General features: G+C 65.9%; 16 protein-coding genes. 5 read left to right on the forward strand and 11 right to left on the reverse strand.

Annotated elements, in window-relative coordinates:
- Positions 1–21 precede the first annotated feature (21 nt).
- From K3F49_RS03960 to K3F49_RS03975, 4 genes are read left to right on the forward strand one after another with little or no spacing between them, the layout of a single operon-like run.
- Positions 22–468, forward strand: a complete 447-nt coding sequence (locus K3F49_RS03960; RefSeq protein ID WP_234679589.1) for a cupin domain-containing protein — start codon at positions 22–24, stop codon at positions 466–468.
- Positions 465–1,586: a DegT/DnrJ/EryC1/StrS family aminotransferase gene (locus tag K3F49_RS03965; RefSeq protein WP_234679590.1), complete on the forward strand. Its 1,122-nt coding sequence runs from the start codon at positions 465–467 to the stop codon at positions 1,584–1,586. Before K3F49_RS03960 ends, K3F49_RS03965 begins: the two co-directional genes overlap by 4 nt.
- Entirely contained in the window at positions 1,583–2,350 is a 768-nt protein-coding gene (locus tag K3F49_RS03970) for a class I SAM-dependent DNA methyltransferase (RefSeq protein ID WP_234679591.1), read from the forward strand. Before K3F49_RS03965 ends, K3F49_RS03970 begins: the two co-directional genes overlap by 4 nt.
- Positions 2,347–3,555 carry a glycosyltransferase family 4 protein gene (locus K3F49_RS03975; protein ID WP_234679592.1) on the forward strand — a complete coding sequence of 403 codons (1,209 nt, stop codon included), beginning with the start codon at positions 2,347–2,349 and terminating at the stop codon, positions 3,553–3,555. The genes K3F49_RS03970 and K3F49_RS03975 overlap by 4 nt, the downstream gene beginning before the upstream one ends.
- Positions 3,556–3,564: 9 nt before the next feature.
- Here the strand turns inward: K3F49_RS03975 and K3F49_RS03980 are convergent, their stop codons facing one another.
- Together K3F49_RS03980 and K3F49_RS03985 are read right to left on the reverse strand one after the other, a co-directional pair.
- Positions 3,565–5,145, reverse strand: a complete 1,581-nt coding sequence (locus K3F49_RS03980; protein ID WP_234679593.1) for a lipopolysaccharide biosynthesis protein — start codon at positions 5,143–5,145, stop codon at positions 3,565–3,567.
- 20 nt (positions 5,146–5,165) lie between these two features.
- Complete coding sequence (locus tag K3F49_RS03985) at positions 5,166–5,867, reverse strand: hypothetical protein (RefSeq protein WP_234679594.1); 702 nt, start codon at positions 5,865–5,867, stop codon at positions 5,166–5,168.
- A gap of 306 nt (positions 5,868–6,173) precedes the next feature.
- On the opposite strand from K3F49_RS03985, the gene K3F49_RS03990 reads away from it, so the two are divergent.
- Positions 6,174–9,773 (forward strand): autotransporter domain-containing protein, encoded by a 3,600-nt coding sequence (locus tag K3F49_RS03990; protein ID WP_234679595.1) that lies wholly within the window; start codon positions 6,174–6,176, stop codon positions 9,771–9,773.
- 66 nt (positions 9,774–9,839) lie between these two features.
- Here the strand turns inward: K3F49_RS03990 and gspM are convergent, their stop codons facing one another.
- The 9 genes from gspM to K3F49_RS04035 all read right to left on the reverse strand — a co-directional run bounded on the left by gspM (position 9,840) and on the right by K3F49_RS04035 (position 17,622).
- Positions 9,840–10,433, reverse strand: coding sequence for a type II secretion system protein GspM (gene gspM / locus K3F49_RS03995; RefSeq protein WP_234679596.1), 594 nt, complete (start codon positions 10,431–10,433; stop codon positions 9,840–9,842).
- Positions 10,430–11,467: a PilN domain-containing protein gene (locus K3F49_RS04000; RefSeq protein WP_234679597.1), complete on the reverse strand. Its 1,038-nt coding sequence runs from the start codon at positions 11,465–11,467 to the stop codon at positions 10,430–10,432. Before K3F49_RS04000 ends, gspM begins: the two co-directional genes overlap by 4 nt.
- Before the next feature lies 1 nt (position 11,468).
- Entirely contained in the window at positions 11,469–12,443 is a 975-nt protein-coding gene (locus tag K3F49_RS04005; RefSeq protein ID WP_234679598.1) for a type II secretion system minor pseudopilin, read from the reverse strand.
- Entirely contained in the window at positions 12,440–13,147 is a 708-nt protein-coding gene (locus K3F49_RS04010; protein ID WP_234679599.1) for a general secretion pathway protein GspJ, read from the reverse strand. The genes K3F49_RS04005 and K3F49_RS04010 overlap by 4 nt, the downstream gene beginning before the upstream one ends.
- Positions 13,148–13,167: 20 nt before the next feature.
- On the reverse strand, positions 13,168–13,566 hold the full coding sequence (locus K3F49_RS04015; RefSeq protein WP_234679600.1) for a type IV pilus modification PilV family protein: 399 nt from the start codon (positions 13,564–13,566) through the stop codon (positions 13,168–13,170).
- Entirely contained in the window at positions 13,544–14,068 is a 525-nt protein-coding gene (locus K3F49_RS04020; RefSeq protein ID WP_234679601.1) for a prepilin-type N-terminal cleavage/methylation domain-containing protein, read from the reverse strand. Before K3F49_RS04020 ends, K3F49_RS04015 begins: the two co-directional genes overlap by 23 nt.
- Positions 14,031–14,486 (reverse strand): type II secretion system major pseudopilin GspG, encoded by a 456-nt coding sequence (gspG, locus tag K3F49_RS04025; protein WP_234679602.1) that lies wholly within the window; start codon positions 14,484–14,486, stop codon positions 14,031–14,033. Before gspG ends, K3F49_RS04020 begins: the two co-directional genes overlap by 38 nt.
- Before the next feature lie 23 nt (positions 14,487–14,509).
- Complete coding sequence (locus tag K3F49_RS04030) at positions 14,510–15,721, reverse strand: type II secretion system F family protein (protein WP_234679603.1); 1,212 nt, start codon at positions 15,719–15,721, stop codon at positions 14,510–14,512.
- Positions 15,722–15,936: 215 nt separating this feature from the next.
- Complete coding sequence (locus K3F49_RS04035; RefSeq protein ID WP_249794630.1) at positions 15,937–17,622, reverse strand: GspE/PulE family protein; 1,686 nt, start codon at positions 17,620–17,622, stop codon at positions 15,937–15,939.
- Positions 17,623–17,672 lie beyond the last annotated feature (50 nt).

Consider the following 17,672-nt stretch of genomic DNA (forward strand, 5'->3'; position numbering starts at 1 on the left):
AGCGCTTTTGTCGAGGCTCAGATGGAACACGTCGAACATGTTCGATTCGGCGACCAGCTCTATGCGATCATTGTGCGCGCCTCGTTCCGCGAGCCGGGTATCCACTTCTTTTCGTCGCCTGAACTATCGCAGCAGCTCGCCTATATGAGCCATCCGAAGGGCAAGAGCATCGAGCCGCATCGCCACAACAAGGTGACGCGGGAGGTGCACTACACCCAGGAGGTGCTCCTGATCCAGAAGGGCAAGCTCCAGGTCGATTTCTACACGGTCGAGGAAAAATATCTGGAAAGTCGCGTGCTCGGTGCCGGCGACATCATCCTATTGTGCAGCGGCGCGCACGGCTTCCACGTGCTCGAGCCGGTCGAGATGTTCGAGATCAAGCAGGGCCCCTACTCCGGCGAGAACGACAAGACCCGCTTTGCCGAGGTCGCGCAGTCGGAAATCCGGATCAAGGGTCTGAATCCGTGACGTCGCCGTTCATTCCCGTCAACACGCCGCTGCTCGACGGCAACGAGGCCGACTATCTCGCCGAGTGCATCCGCACCGGCTGGATCTCGTCGGAGGGACCGTTCATCAAGCGCTTCGAGCAGGCGATGGCGGAGGCCGCCGGACGGCGCCACGGCGTCGCGGTGAGCAACGGCTCGGTCGCGCTCGACATCGCGGTCCATGTGCTCGGCCTCGAGGCAGGCTCCGAAGTCATCATCCCGACCTTCACGATCATCAGCTGCGCTTCAGCCATCGTGCGCGCCGGCCTTGTCCCGATCGGGGTCGACTGCGATGCCGCAACCTGGAACATGACGGTCGAGGGCGTCGAGGCCGCGATCACGTCGCGCACGCGCGCGATCATGCTGGTGCACATCTACGGCCTGCCGGTCGATCTCGAACCGATCATGGCGCTTGCGCGCAGGCATGATCTGAAAGTGATCGAGGACGCCGCCGAGATGCACGGGCAGACCTATCGTGGCGCGCCCTGCGGCAGTTTCGGTGACGTCTCGACCTTTAGCTTCTATCCCAACAAGCATGTCACCACCGGCGAAGGCGGCATGATCCTCATCGACGACGACGCGCTCGCCGAGCGTCTCGCGGGCTATCGCAATCTCTGCTTCCAGCCGCAGCAACGCTTCGTCCACGAGGAGTTCGGCTGGAACGCGCGCATGACCAACCTGCAGGCCGCGCTCGGCGTCGCCCAGGTCGAGCGGCTGCCGCGCACGGTCGAGCTCAAGCGCCGGATCGGCCGGCTCTATGACGACCATCTCGCCGGCGTCGACCGCATCCGCCGCCCGGTCGCCCGCACCAACTATGCCGACAATATCTACTGGGTCTACGGCGTCGTGCTGGACGACAGCGTGCCGTTCGACGCCAAGGAGGCGATGCGCCGCCTCGGCGAAAAGGGCATCGGCACGCGGCCGTTCTTCTGGTGCATGCACGAGCAGCCGGTGCTGCGCCGGATGGGCCTGATGCGCGATGAATCCCATCCCAACGCGGAATACATTGCCCGTCGCGGCTTTTACCTGCCGAGCGGACTTGCCTTGACCGACGACGAGATCGCGCGCGCCGCCCAGGCGCTCAAGGAGATTCTGGCGTGACGGTGTTCGCCGACTACGCGCCCTGGTATGACCTGCTTTATCGGGACAAGGATTACGCGGCCGAGACATCGTTCGTCGAAGCACGCTTGCGCGACCATGGCGTTTCCTCCGGAAAACTGCTCGATCTCGGCTGCGGCACCGGCCTGCACGCGCTGGCGTTCGCGCGTCAGGGCTGGAACGTTGCCGGCATCGATCTCAGCCATGAGATGATCGCGAGCGCCAAGGCGCGCGCCACGCAGGCCGGGCTCTCGATTCCGTTCCGACAGGGCGATGTCTGCGAGACAGGCCCGGAACGGGACTACGACGCGGTGGTGTCGCTGTTCCACGTCGCCAGCTATCAGACCGGCCGCGATGCGCTGGCGGCGATGTTCCGCACGGCGCATGCCGCGCTGAAGCCGGGCGGCATCTTCCTTTTCGACTACTGGTATGGCGGCGCCGTGCTGGCGCAAGGCGTCGAGACGCGCGTCAAGGTGATCGAGCAGAAGCCGCTGCGTCTGACCCGGATTGCGCAATCCGACCATGACGAACAGGCGGCGACCGTCACGGTGAACTACACGCTGTTCTGCGAGGACACGGATCGCGCTACGATCCGTCGCGTCGATGAAGCGCACCACATGCGCTACTGGTTTCCGTTCGAGATCGACGCAGCGCTCGCAGCGAGCGGCTTTGAGCCCGCCACACATGCCGCATGGCTGACGCAGGCCCCCCCGCACTCGAAGAGCTGGGCGGCCTACACGGTCGCCAGAAAGAGCGGCAGGCCGTGAGACCGCTGCGGCTCGCCGTGATGCTGGAGCAGGCGCTGGAGGTCGGCGGCGGTTTCCAGCAGCCGCTTAATGATTTGCTCTGGCTGCGCGACTGGGCAGGCAAGTCCGGCAACGAGATCGTGGTGTACTCCCCCTATCCGAAGACGCTGGATATCCTGAAGGAGTTTCGCGTCACGGCACGTCTGCTCAAGTTCGGCGTGCTCGACTATCTCTTCCTGTTCCTGAAATATTGCGGGCCGTTCGATCTGGTCCAGATCGCGCTGAAGCGGAAATCGCCGTTCGAGCGCGCGCTGATCCGCGACGGCATCGACGTCGTGCATTTCACCTCGACCTCGAAGCGGCACCTGCTGCTCTACGAGCTGCCCTTCATCATCACGATATTCGACGGCTGCCATCGCGATGCGCCGGAATTTCCGGAGGTCCGCACCTTCGGCGAATTCGAGCGCCGCGAGACCCTGTTCGGCCTTGCGAGCACCAAGGCGGCAGTAGTGATCGTGAATGCCCCCGAGCTGATCGACGATCTCTCTCGCCGCTACGCCATGGAGCGGGATCGCGCGGTCTGCATACCGTTCTCTCCCTCGGCCTATGTCAGCCAGTCCGCGCCTGCCGCCGTCGATGATGCGGAGGTGCTGGCAAAGTACCGGCTCGAACCTGGCTATCTGTTCTATCCGGCGCAGTTCTGGCCGCACAAGAACCACATGACGCTGCTCGCAGCGCTGGCAGGCCTGCGCGAGCGGGGCATCACCGAACGGCTGGTGCTGTGCGGCTCGGATCGTGGCGGTCGCGACAAGATCGATGCGGCGATCCGCACCTATGGCCTGTCGGACCAGATCTCCATCATCGGCTTCGTCGAGTCAGCCGAGCTCGGTGCACTCTATCGCGGCGCCGCTGCACTGGTGATGCCAAGCTATTTCGGTCCGACCAATCTGCCCCCGCTGGAGGCCTGGGCGGTCGGCACGCCCGTCATCTATCCCGAAGCCTTCAAGGCCCAGGCCGGCGACGCCGCGCTCCTGTTCGACTATGACGATCCGCGCTCGCTGGCAGATGCGATCGTCACCCTTCGCGCCGAGGGCACACGCGAGCGCCTGAACAATGCCGGCCATCTTCGGCTCGCGCAGTTTGCCGAGGAGACCAAGGCTGGCCACCAGGAATTCGCCCGTCATTTGGAACGGCTGAAGCACCGGCTGGCGCTGACTGCACGCTGAGATCATCAGCTACGCTGGAATCAGCGCCCGCAACCGCTCGCGCAGCGCCGTGTTCAATAGCGGGCTTGCGAGCCCGCCGACCACCGCCATCCAGATCGCGCACTCCAGGACGAAATGCACGAGCCCGCTCCCCGGCAGGAGTGTTGTGATCGCGAGCCCGATCAGCCAGCCTGGTGCCACGATCCCCGCGGCCGTGAGCATCAGGAACGCGACGTGCCTGAGCGGGTGGCGCAGGGTCTGCCATATGATCACCAGCGTGATCAGCCCGAACTGAACGAGAATATCGCTCGCGACCACCGCAAGCGCCGCGCCGAGCGGTCCGAGCCTCGGTATCAACACGAAGGCCAGCAGCAGGAATACGACGAACTGAAGCCCTTTGGTCCGGATCAGCAGCGGACCGCGATCGCTGTGATTGGCAAAGACCAGCGCCATCAGCGAGGGCGCGCCCGCGGCCGAGCCGAGCAGCAGCGTCACCGCAAGCAGCCCGTCATAGGGGATGCTGCCATGGGTCCACAATGCGAAGAAATCCGGCCAGAACGGCAGAAAGCCCGCGACGGTCAGGCACGCGAGCCCGGTGACGAACACCGATCCATAAGCGTAAAGATGGCGGAGCCGCTCCTTGTCGCCGATGGCATGATCGTGCCCGAGTTCGGCACCGAGCGGCAAGGCGGTCTGGAGACATAGCCCGCGCACCAGGCTCGCGATCACGCGCGTCAATCCCCATTGCACCACCGCGACGCGATCGGACACGAGCGCGGAGACGAGCAGGACCGGAACGTTGACGAGCGCTAGCTCGGTGATGTTGGCGATCGCGAAGGGCAGCGCGCGGCCGAACTGGCCGATGCTCCAGCGCCAGGATGGCGAGACCAACGGCGGCCTTGCGGCACGGCGCAGGAACGGAAAGCGGCGCGGCGCGTCGAAGCCGACGATGAACATCGCAAAGAGGAGCTGCGTCGACACGAAGGCGATCGCCACCGCAAGCAGGCTTCCGAACATGGCGAGCGCGACAAGCTGCGCGATCTGGCCGAGCAGCAGTGCGGCGTTTTGCAGCCACACGGCTCGGCCATACAAGCCGCGGACGCGATAGAGGCCGGAGCAGAGGTTGGCGGGCAAACTCAGGAGCGTTCCCAGCATCATCACCAGCATCGCCGCGTCCAATGTCGGCATCCCGTGAAAACCGAGCACGGCCGACGGCGGCGCGAGATACTCGGCCGCGCAGAGCAGGACGCCGAGCCCGGCGACGATGGCAAGATAGATCCGCAGCATCCCGTGGTAGACGCTCGCCGTGCGCCCGTCGCAATCGACACAGGACTTGAAGGCGAGAAACCGATTGATGGCGCGAAACTGCAATCCCGCGTCCGCCACGATGACGAGACTTCCGGCGGCATAGATCGCAAGCCACGCCGCGAGCACATCGCCGTTCCAGACGTGCAGGAAGGCGGGGATCAGCAGCAACTGCTGGGTCAGCCCCAGCACCATCTGGACCAGATTCGCCGACCAGCCGCGAACGAGCCGGCGGGCTCGCCCGGCACCGCCGGGTCCGCCCGCACCCTCGGCCTTGCCGGGCGCGTCAGTCTGCGTGTCGGTCAAACCGCATCCTTCCCGGCAGCTCAGAGCCCGTCCGGTTGGCCGTTCTTGGGCGTGGACCGCGGCACGAAAGGCGCGAACGACGGGCCGCCCGGGGTCGGCATCGTCAGTTGGCCAGCACCACCGGCGGAAGCGGCTGCCATCCCGGGCGCGCTTGCAGGAGCGGACGCGGGTTCCGGCCGCTGGAGCGCCAGCACCTCGCTGCGATCGCCGTGCTTGAGCGTCACCTCGCGCGGCTGGACCGCGGTTAGCGACCAGCCGTCCAGCGATTCGCCCTGGCGCAGCCGAATGATCTTCTGGTCGGTGCGGTTGACGAGGATCGCGATCGCATCACCCTCGCCCACCACGGCCCCGACCAGCATCAGCGGTGGCGACGCCTCGACCGGCTTCGGTGGCGGCGGCGTTTGGGCCTCTTCGGCCGGAGCGGCTGCAACCGCGCGTGGCGGCGGCCGCCGCGTCGCCGAGAAAATCGGGCGCTCCTGGGTCCCGGTCAGCGCCGACAGCGGCACCGACCAGAGCGGATTGCCGCGAGGCGCAGGCTTGCTCGTCGCCGGCGTGGGCCGGGCAATCGGTCTGACCGCACCGACATCGACGCTCTCGGCAGGACCGCTGGCGGCATCGTCAGACAGGATGTCCATGCGCGACGAGGTGGCGGCCACGCATTCGGTGATGCCGAGGACCGCGCACAACACGGCCAATCCGACCGATCTCAGCCACCCGGACATCGAACTCCCCTGCGATCGGCCAGCGCGCGGCAAGCCAGAGGCCGCAAACTAGTTCTGATAGGCCTCACGATCAACCCGCGTGCAACCTGTTCTACCGGATTGGAGAAACTGGGCTTTCAGCGCTGTTGCCAAACGGCCACGATCGCCGAAATTGCAAGCGAAACAGTCTGGAACTCAACGCAAATGGACTTCCGTTCATTGCAGGACGCCGCGACGCTATGGATTATGGCATCGGCATGCGGCTTCACCACACGCAAGTTGCTGATTTTCTTTGTCGATTTGAGAAGACCTAGGGCTGGACCGACAATGGCGCGTGCAAGGATCGATAACCGACTGCGCTCTGTCGTCCGCCACTCCCTGGCGACCCTGCTCGCGACCACGGCGCTCGGCGTCGTCGCCGCGCACGCCGTGGACGCCACTTGGAACGGCGTCAGTACCGACTGGACCGATCCCGCCAACTGGAACCCGGGCGTACCGGACGTGACCGCGACGTTTGCCAACACTGGCACCACATCGATCGACAATCTCAACGGCATCGTCACCATCGGTACGCTGCAGTTCACCAACACCGCGCAAGCCTACGCGGTCACGCTGTTCAACCCGTTCATCATCAACGCAACGGGCATCATCAACGATTCGGGCAACACGCAGACGTTCGAGGTCACGTCCGGCAACAATCTGGTCTTCCAGAACAGCAGCACCGCGAGCGGCGGCACCGGAGCCGTGACCATCACGAACGATGCCGGCGGCACCGTCAACTTCATCCAGAACAGCACGGCTGGCACCGCAACCCTCATCAACAACAGCTTCGTCACGTTCGAGGATTCCAGCTCGGCCGGCAGCGCCCACATCACCAGCAACCTCCACGGCCAGATCGATTTCTTCACCAGTGCCTCGGCTGGCACCGCGACGATCAGCAATGCCGCGGGAGCGTCGCTCTTCTTCCACAACAACACCACCGCCGCCAGCGCGGCCATCACCAACGACGGCACGGTGACCTTCGACGGCTCCGCTACCGCCGGCAATGCCACGATCACCACCGACAACGGCGCAACCACGAACTTTAACGACACGTCGACCGGCGGCAGCGCGAAGTTCGTCACCAATGCCGGCGGCACCGTCGACATCTCGGGCCTCACCAGTGGCGGGATGACGACCGGGTCGATCGAAGGCGCGGGCAGTTACGTTCTCGGCGCCAACACGCTCACCACTGGCAGCCTCAACACCTCGACCCAGGTCGACGGCGTGATCTCCGGCACCGGCGGCGGACTGACCAAGGTCGGCACCGGCAAGCTGACGCTGACGGGCTTCAACACCTACACCGGGGCGACGACGGTCTCGGCCGGAACACTGGCGCTCTCCGGCTTCGGCAGCATTCTCTCATCCAGCGTCGTCACGGTGAATGGGACGCTCGATACGACAGCGGCCTCGTCGTACACCGGGATCACGACGCTGGCCGGCAACGGCGTCGTGCAGATGGGATCAACCTACGGGCTGTTCATTTCCAACGGCTCGACCGAGTTCGCAGGCAGCATCAGGACCACAGGGAATGCCGGCCTCGAGATTGGCGGCGGCGTGCAGACGCTCTCGGGCGTGAACACCTACACCAATGCAACCCAGATCGATCCCGGCGCGACGCTGGCGCTCAAGGGCAACGGATCAATCGCGAATTCTCTGTACGTCGCGTTCGGCGGGGCAGGCGCCACGCTCGATATCTCCCAGACCAACTCCGGCGCTTCGGTGGGCGCGCTGTTCTCCTTCGGCAACACTGACGTCGTCGCGCTGGGATCTAAGACGCTGACGATCACCTTGGCCAGCGGCACTTTCTTCGGCGGCGTGATCCAGGACGGCGGCATCGGCGGCGGCACTGGTGGCAGCGTCGTGATCGCGAGCGGCGTCGGGCAGATATTATACGGCACCAACACCTACACCGGCACGACGACCATCGCGAGCGGCGGCGAGCTCGATCTCGGCAACGGCTTAGGCCACGACGGCAGCATCGCGACCTCGAGCAACGTCATCGCCAACGGCTTCTTTGACATTACGGGCCTGACCAACGGTGGCACCTCGATCAAATCGCTGTCGGGCTCCGGCAATGTCAATCTTGGTGCCAACACGCTGACGATCACCAACGGCAACGGCACCTTCGCCGGTGTCATTGACGATGGCGGCGCCGGCGGCGGCCTCACCATGGCCGGCGGCACGGAGACGCTGACCGGCGCCAACACCTATACCGGTGCCACCACTGTGAACGGGGGCAAGCTTGTCGTCGACGGCTCGATCGTCAGCGCGTCCACCGTCAATGCCGGCGGCACGCTGGCTGGCACCGGCAACGTCAGCAGCGTCGCGGTCAACGGCGGCACGCTTGCACCGGGCAACGCGGCGAACCCGACCGGGACGCTGACGATCAACGGCTCGCTGAGCTTCACCGCGGCCTCGACCTATCTGGTCCAGGTCTCCTCCACCAACGCCAGCCTCGCCAATGTCACGGGCGCAGCCACCCTCGGCGGCGCGACGGTGAGCGCGATCTTCGGCTCCGGCACCGTCAAGAAGCAGTACACGATCCTGACCACGGCCACGGGCTTCGGCGGCACCCGCTTCAATTCCGCGGTCGTCTCCAACATGCCGTCGATCAACGCGACGCTGAGCTACGACTTCAACAACGTGTTCCTCAATATCGGCGTCAACTTCACGCCGAGCGGCGGCGGCCTCACGGTCAACCAGCAGAACGTCGCCAACACGCTGACCAATTTCTTCAATTCGACCGGGGGCATTCCCGCCGCCTTCGCCGCGCTGGCGCCTGCGGGGCTGACAACGGCCTCGGGCGAGCTCGGCACCGGCATCATCCAGTCCGCGATCAACGCCGACGGCCAGTTCCTCAGCCTGATGCTCGATCCAACCGTCGTCGGACGCTCGAGCGGCTTCACGAAGGCCGGTAGCATCGCGCAATTCGCCGATAGTGACGACGCTCCCGCCTATGCGTCGATGCGCCCGGCAACGACGCGCGAACGCGAGGCCTATGCCATGGCGACCAAGGCGCCGCTGCTCTCGTCGCAGCCGATCAACCGCTGGAGCGTCTGGGCGGCCGGTTATGGCGGCTCGGCGCAGGTCGGCGGCAACGCCGCGGTCGGCTCGCAGGACCTCACTGCGCGGGTCTGGGGCGGCGCGGCCGGCGCCGACTACAGGATTTCGCTGGACACGCTCGTCGGCTTCTCGCTCGGCGGCGGCGGGCTGAACTACTCGCTTGCCAACGCGATGGGCGCGGGCTCCGCCGATCTGTTCCAGGCCGGCGTCTACGGCCGACACAATTTCGGCCCGGCCTATATCGCCGCCGCACTGGCCTATGGCTGGCACGACGTCACCACCACCCGCACTGTCGCACTGGCCGGCGCCGACCAGCTCCAGGGCCGCTTCAGGGCCGACACCTTCTCGGCCCGCTTCGAGGGCGGCTATCGCTTCGCGACGCCGCTGATCGGCATCACGCCCTATGCGGCCGCGCAGGTGACGAATTTCAACCTGCCGAACTACTCCGAAGTCAGCCTCAATGGCGGTGGCCTGTTCGCGCTGAACTATGCCTCGCAGTCGCTGACCGACACCCGCTCCGAGCTCGGCCTGCGCACCGACAAATCCTACGCGATGCAGAACGGTGTCCTGACTTTGCGCGGCCGCGCGGCCTGGGCACATGACTACAATCCGAGCCGCGCCGTCACCGCGCTGTTCCAGACCCTGCCCGGCTCGAACTTCGTCGTGAACGGCGCCAGGGCCGACGCCGATTCCGCCCTTGTCAGCGCCAGCGCCGAGATGAAATGGCTGAACGGCTTCTCCGTCGCCGGCACCTTCGACGGCGAATTTTCCGGCAACGTCACCAGCTATTCCGGCAAGGGCGTGTTCAAATACAGCTGGTGAGCTCGAGCATGATCCGGAAAAGTGTGCAGCGGTTTTCCGAAAAGATCATGCTCAAACAACAACGCCCTACTTCCCCGCCTGCCACTGGCCGGAAACACCCAAAATCACCCTGACGCGGCCGGTACTGGCCTCGTTCAGCGACGTGGCCTGCGGTACCTGTACGTCGAGCTGGTCGATGAACAGGAACGGCATGCCGGCCTCGAGATCGTAGAGCAGCTTCTGTAGCGCGGGCTGCTCCAGCTCACAGCTGACAACGAGGCCGACGAAACCGTCCTTCACTTGCGCGCCCGAGACATCGACCTGCGAAGACTGCACCGAGCCGCCGACATTGCCGACCGCGGCCGCAACCCGCTGCAGCAAATTGGCGCCTGCGACCGTCACCGTCGGTCCTTCCAAGAACGGCGTGCCGGGATGTTCGGCCGAGATGGCCGCGGCATTCTTGGCGGCGCCCTTGCGGCCGCGCAGCTGGTCGAGCAGGTCGGAGGTCTGGGCCAGTGCCTGGCGATGGGCGATGACGTCGGCGATCGACAGGCCCGCCGTCAGCAGCAGCCCTGCCGTCACTGCGAGGTAGAGGGTGACCGCGATCAGCGGCGAGCCGCTCAACCACCGCGCGACCGTGTTTCCGCTCGCCATCGCGCTGCTGTTCATGCCGCTTGTCATGGGGCGTTCCTCGGTTCGATCTGCGCCTCGATGTGAAAGCGCTCGCCGGGATCGCTAGAGCTGCGCGTGGTCGGAGCGTAGAAGGTCGCGCGGGTGAAGTGCTGGGACTGCTCGATCAGCGGGATCAGCGAGGGCGCATCGCGGGTGATGCCGACGATCTGGAGCTTGTTGCCGACCATATGCATCTCGGTGACATAGGTGTGGTCGGGCAGCAGGCGGCTCAGCGATTCCAGCACGATCACGCTCGCCGGCGTGTCGTATTTGCGCCGCTCCAGCAGCGCCAACGGCGATCGCTCGCCGCCGTCGGCACCACGGATCGCGGCGCGGCGCTGGGTGATCTGTTGCTCGAGCTCGCTCTCCTGCGTGCTCAAACTGTCGGCGAGATAGCCCGCGCCGATCGAACCGAGTACGGCGGCGATCGCCGCGATGGCCAGCACCGCCTGCAGCGTCCGGCTCAACCGCACCGGGTCGATCGCGCCGCGCGACTTCTGCTCGAAAACCTTGATGCGCCCGCCCTCCGCTGGCTCGGTCAGAACCGCGATCGCCGACGGGTGAAATCCGGACACCGCCTCGACATAACCCATCGCCAGCCGGCGTGGCGCGGCCGCGATCATCGTGGTGATGCCCTCTGCGCCTTGCGCCACCGGCGCGCTGCAACCGAACACGGCATCGCCCGCGCTCCACGGCGTCAGCCGATCGATCTGCGCCCGCACGATGCCGTCGAGGAAATCGGCCGCACGCGCCGGCAGCTCCAGCGGACGGAACAGGAAGCGCGCCGGCCGCAGCACGATCTCGACCCGGCAGCCGCGGACGATGGGCGCGAGATTGGCACCGGTGAACTTGCCGTCCTCGAACGCGATCTCCTTCGCCGCGTTTTCCGGCTTCGCAACCTCCAGCGCGAACGCGCCGGTCTCGCCCTCGATCAGCCGCACTAGGCGCGGCGAGACCATTCGCTCCAGTCCGGCCACGGCAGCACTGGCCACCGTGCCGGTCCAGGCATCGAAGATCGCGCGAAGGGAATAGAGAGAACTCATCTCACAGAGGCTTTCCAGCAGAACCGTCGAAGGCGTTGTGCCACGACAATACACGATAGGGCTCATCGCCGCTTTCGAGAAGCAGGATGACGATCTCGGCCGAGCTCTGCCGGTGCGACGGCGCCTCGGCGACGACCGTCACACGGTAGGCCTTCGAGCCCTCGATCGTCGCGCTGGCGCTGCCGGCGAGCCCGATCAGGGACCGCGGGTCCACGTTGGGATCGGCACGGTCGCGCAGCAGGCGTTGCAGGGTCTCCGGCGTCACATTCGGCAGCGCCGCCACCACCTGCGGCGCAGCATCCAGCACGTTCACGGTGCGCATGTTGCTGAACACGGTGACGAAGGGCAGCACGCGCTCGATCACCGCTGACGGGATGCCCCGCACCAGCCACAGCTCGTCGCTATGCGGAAACGGCGCGTGGCGTGGCAGATAGGGCGCGCCGAGCGTGCGGTAGTAGGAATCTTCCGGATTGTCCTGACCTGTCTCCGTCGACGACCGCCACGCCAGGATCCGGTCGGCGTAGTCAGGCGCATCCGACGCGGGGACGCCGAGCCCGGTCATCAGGCCGGCGAGGACGGCTTTCGGCGCCATGTTGAGATCGATGCGCGCGGCCTCCGAGCGGAACGTCACGACCACCCTTCCCGCCCCGACCCGGGCATTGAAGGTGCCGCTGGTCGGGCGTGTCGCCTCGCTCTGTGCGGTCAGCCGATAGGCCGCGAGCTCGAGGCCCGCATTCATCAATGCGTCGGCCTGCAAGCGGTCGGTGTTGACGGCGACCGTAACCGCGGTGTTGGTGACATAGGTCAGATAGATCAGCGCGAGCGTGGCGAGCGCAGCCAGCATCCAGAGCACCACGATGACGATGAAGCCGCGGTCATCGCCGAGTGTTTTTTGGCCGAGTGTTCCTTGGCCGAGTGTTCCTTGGCCAAGTGCTCCCTGACAAAGCGCGTCCCGATCATGCGCCGTGCCGCTCACAGCTGCTGCTCCTCTTTTTTCTCCGCCTGTTGCGGCGCTGTGCCCCCGGTGACGCAGGTCGTTGGATTCTTGGCACGCGCGCATTCGGCCGGCGCCGTAATGTGCGGCAACACCGCGGCCGAAACAGCCAGCACCTGACCGGTGGCGCCGTCACGCACCGTGATGCGGATGCGATCCGGCAGTTGCGATTGACCGTGCCAGATCGGCTGCCACTGCCTGTCGGGCCCGGCATAGGCGAAGCTGACGCGGAATGGCGCGCGGATCAGGACCACCTGATCGACGAAGCGGATCTGCCCGTCGGTCGGCATCGGCTGGAACGGCGCGCGCTCGCGCACCAGCGCCAGCCCCTGCGCGTCAGCCTTCTCGATCAGGCGGATGAATTCCAGGCCCGGACGCGCGCTCGGGCCGAGCGCGGTGCGCAGGAAGGTCACCGACAATTCGGCGCCGTCGAACAGCGGCACTCGGGCGTCGCCGTTCACGGTCATCTGCTCGGCCACGGAGAGATCGGCGACGATGCGGTCGAGCCCGGTGGCGAGGCGCTCCGCACGCTGCACCCGCGCAATGCCGCGATTCCAGTTCGGCAGCCACTGTGCCGTCACAGTCGCGAGCGCGGCCAGGATCACGGTCATCAGCAGCGTCGCCAGCAGCACTTCGAGCAGGGTGAAGCCCGCCTCGGAAGCGAGCGCACGGCGCAGGGGTTTCATGACGCGTTTCATGACGCCGGTCATTGCGTCGACCTCGGCACCAGCTTCACCGTCGTGACCTGGATCGCGCTGCCGTCGGCGCGCTGGAGGCGCAAATTGACCGCCAGTGGCACGAAGCGATCGGTGGCGGGATTGCCGCCGGCAACATTCATCGGCGCAATATCGACGCGCCAGCGGCTGCCGGCGAGCTGCCCGCTCTGCCGGCCGGGTTTCAGCAGTCCGCGCGCCGGCAAATCCGCTAGCAAGGTCTCGGCCGTGCTGGCCAGCGCAAGGTGCTGGTCGATCGAGCGCGTGCCCCTGGTCGTGACTGATATGACCGAGCCGATGGTTCCGAGCACGATGGCGATGATCGCAAGCGCAACCAGTGCCTCGATCAGCGTGAAGCCGGCGGCGCCGTCAGAGCAGCTTCTGCGGGACAATCTCGACGCCTCCGGTCAACCAGTTGACGCGCACCTCGTAACCCATGCCGGGCCGCGCCAGCGCGATCGTCCCGCCGCACGACATGCCTGACGGAAAGAAATCGATCGACCGCCCCGTGGCGCGATCGGCGCAGCGCGACGCCAACGTCGCCTGCACGATCACGTCGCGCGGCAGGCGGATGGTCTGTCCGGTGACGCCGGATCGGATCGCGCGTGCCTCCGCATCGACCTGGGTTGCGACCCTGACCTGGCGGCGCAGCGCGCTGTTGCGATCGGATTTCAACAGTGCCGCGGTTTCAACCGCGTAGCTCTCGAGCTTTGCCCGCGTCGTCGAGCGCGGAATCGCCGGCAGGATGATGGCGGCGAGCAGGCCGATGATCGCAAGCACGCACAGGATCTCGATCAGAGCGAAGCCTTGTGCATCCAAGGCTTGCGCATCGAAGCCTTTCGCACCACGAGCTGGCTCAGCGCGCGCCGCTGACAATGTCGGCTGCCGTTCCACTGCCGCCTTCCTGACCGTCCGATCCGAGCGAGATGATGTCGTAGGGAGCGCTCGCTCCCGGCGACCGATAGACATAGACGTGGCCCCAGGGATCGGTCGGCACCACGCCACCGCGCAGATACGGCCCGTTCCAGCCGGCCTGGTTGTTGCTGCGCGCCAGCCCGGTGAGACCCTCATTCGACGTCGGATAGCGGCCGAGATCGAGATAGTAGAGATCAAGCGCGCTGGAGAAACTCTCGATCTGGATCTTTGCCGCCTTGGCCTTGGACTCGCTGAGATAGTTCAGCACCCGGGGACCGACCAGCGCCATGATCATCCCGATGATGGTGATGACGACGAGCATCTCGACCAGGGTGAAGCCGGCCTCCCCTCGGTCTGCGCGCCGCCGGCTGCGCCTTGACGATGCATGTTTGGTCACTCGAACCCCTCCCCTACTTTACCCTAACCGACAATCTGGCTCACCGACATCAGCGCCGTCATCACCGACGTAATCAAGCCGCCGACGACGAGCGAGATCGCGATGATCGCCGCAGGCCCCGCAATGCCGACGGCGCGGTCGAGCGTACGCTGCAGCTTGACCTCATAGAACTCGGCGACCCGGCCGGACAGCATCGGCAACTGCCCCGTCTCGTCGCCGAGTCTCAGCATGCGCACCGCCATCGCCGGCAGCGCGTCCGTTTCGGCAAGCGCATCGGAAAGCTTTGAACCATGGCGGACGCGGTCCGCAGCATCGCTCCAGACCGCGGACGGGCCCGTCGTTGCCATCATATCGATCAGGATCCGCAGCGTGGTGGTGAGGTTGACGCCGCTACCAAGCAGCAGACCGAGATTGCGGCAGAACAGCGCCGTGCGGTACGAGCGCATCACGTTGCGGATCGCCGGCAGCCGCGTGATCGCATTGGTCATGCCGCTGCGGACGCGCTCCTGACGCAACAGCAACCACGCGGCGGCGATCGTGGCAGCAAGCCCGGCCAGCACTGCGTCGGAATTGCCCCGCAGGAAAGTCGAGATGTTCAGGAACACGCCGACGATCGGATCGACCTTGGCGCCGAAATCCTGCAACACGCTGGCAAACTGCGGCAGCACGAAAGTGAGGAAGAACAGCAGCACACAGCCGGCCGCGCCCAGCACGAAGAGGGGATAGCGGATCGCATCCGTCAGCCGGCGCTTCAGCGCCTCGCCGCGCGCGCGCTCACCGGCCAGCACCTCGAGCACCTGATCCAGCGATCCCGACGCCTCGCCAACCCGCACCAGCGCGATATACATCGGCGGGAACAGCCCCTCATGCCGTACCAGCGCCTCGGCAAAACTCTCGCCGGAGACAACGCGCGCGCGGATGTCGGCGACGACCGGCCGCAACCTTCCGAAATCGGGATCGGCGGCGAGCAGCTCCAGCCCGTCATTGATGCGGGCGCCGGCCCGCAACAGCAGCGCGAGGTCACGGGTGAAGATGGTGACGTCTTCGGCCTTCGGCCTGTTGAAGAGGCTGAGCGCACTGCGCGCCGCGCCGCCCTCTTCCGGCGTGACGTTGTCGACCAGCACCAGGCCGAGCCGCTCGATCCGCTGCGCCACGTCGCCGGGCGCAGACGCGGCGATGGCCCCGGAGACCAGTTCGCCGTTGGCATTGAGCGCGCGGTAGCGATAGTTCGGCATGGTTAGCGCAGCATGAGCTTGAGTTGAATCGATTGACCGCGGGGTCGGTGCACCTCTCCCGCTTGCGGGAGAGGTCGCGCCGGAGGCGCGGGTGAGGGTTCTCTCCCCTTGGGGGTTCTCGATTGCGGAGATACCCTCTCCCCAACCCTCCCCCGCAAGCGGGGGAGGGAGAGCACCTCCCTCGTTGCAGCTTTTGAACCTAATCTCATCATGTTCTACCGCACCGTCGTGACGCGGAAGACCTCGGGCACCGTCGTCAACCCGGCCCGGCATTTGGCGACAGCATCCTCGAGCATCGTCGTCATGCCGCCCCGCATCGCAGCGGCGTCGATGGAGTGAGAGTCGGTCTGCGGCCCGATCAGCGTACGGACCTCGTCGGACATTTCGAGGATCTCGAACACGCCGTTGCGGCCACGATAACCGGTACCGCCGCAGCGTTCGCAGCCGCCGGCTTCGTGCACGACCTCGCCGCATTTGAAGCCGATCACGGCAAAGCGCGGGTCCTTGGCGAGATCGGCCTCGGTCAGCGCGTGCGGCACCTTGCAACGGTCGCACAGCATACGAACCAGCCGCTGCGCCACCACCGCACGCAGCGTCGACTTGAGCAGGAAACCCTCGATGCCGAGATCGATCAGGCGCGGCACGGCAGCAGCCGCGGTCTCGGTATGCAGCGTCGTCAGCACGAGATGGCCGGTGAGCGCGGCATGGATCGCGATATGCGCGGTCTCGGCGTCGCGGACCTCGCCAACCATGATCACGTCGGGGTCCTGGCGCACGAAAGAGCGCATGGCGGAAGCGAAGGTCAGGCCGATCGACGGCTTGACCTGAGACTGGTTGATGCCGGGGATCTCGTACTCGACGGGATCCTCGATGGTGAGGATCTTGCGCGTCGGCTCGTTGAGAATCGACAGCATGGTGGCAAGCGTCGTGGTCTTGCCGCTGCCGGTCGGTCCCGTGACCACGATCATGCCGTGCGGCATCGCGAGCAGCCGCGTCATCACGGCCTCATCGCGCGCGCCGAGCCCGAGCTTGCTCATCTCGAGCAGGCCGCGGTCTCGGGGCAGCAGGCGGATCACCGCGCTCTCGCCATGCTGCGTTGGCATGGTGGCGACACGGACGTCGAGCTCGCTGCGTCCGACGCGGACACGTGCCGCGCCGTCCTGCGGCAAGCGCCGTTCAGCGATATTGAGGCTGGCGAGAATCTTGATGCGGGAGATCAGCGCCTGCGGCGGGATGCCGTGCGGCGACGGTAGCGGGCGCAGCAAGCCGTCGACGCGCATGCGCACTACGAGACCAGCGCGGAACGGCTCGACATGAATGTCGCTGGCACGCAGATCGACCGCGCGCTCCAGCAGATCGTTGAGCGCACGCACCACCGGCGCACCGCTGGCGAGATCGCGCAGGCTCTCGATGTCGTCGTCGGATTGCCCCGCGCGGCCGGTGCTATGGTCTGCATTCGCATCGTCGGCATCGGTTCGCTGATCCAAGACCGTCGTAATGTCCTCATATGACGCTACGACGACATCGACCGGCGTTCCGAACACGATTTCGGCGGCACGAATGGCCGCGGTGTCGGAGGGATCGGCAACAGCCAGGCGAAATCCGCCATCCGGCGCGCCAAAGGGAAAGATGGTGGATTCTCGCAGAAATCGCCGCGAAAACCCCTCGAGACGGGGCGTGGTCGTGAGCAGCTGCGGAAGGCTCATCCGCGGCAGAGCAAAATAATCGGACAGCTCGTCGGCGAATTCCGCCGCCGACAGATCGGTGGCCTCCCAGAATTCGCGCAGTGGACGCGTCAGCGCCGTATTGGCTGACCGTTCGACACGGACATGCGCCCGCGGCGGCAGTGAATATTTTTCCAGGAGATGCTGCCTGAAGCTATCGGCGGAGCGGTCGCGCATCGCATTCACGGCGTTGACCTTGTTACTTGAATACAACAGCTTCGATGGAG

It is taken from the genome of Bradyrhizobium monzae, assembly GCF_021458635.1.
Classification (GTDB): domain Bacteria; phylum Pseudomonadota; class Alphaproteobacteria; order Rhizobiales; family Xanthobacteraceae; genus Bradyrhizobium.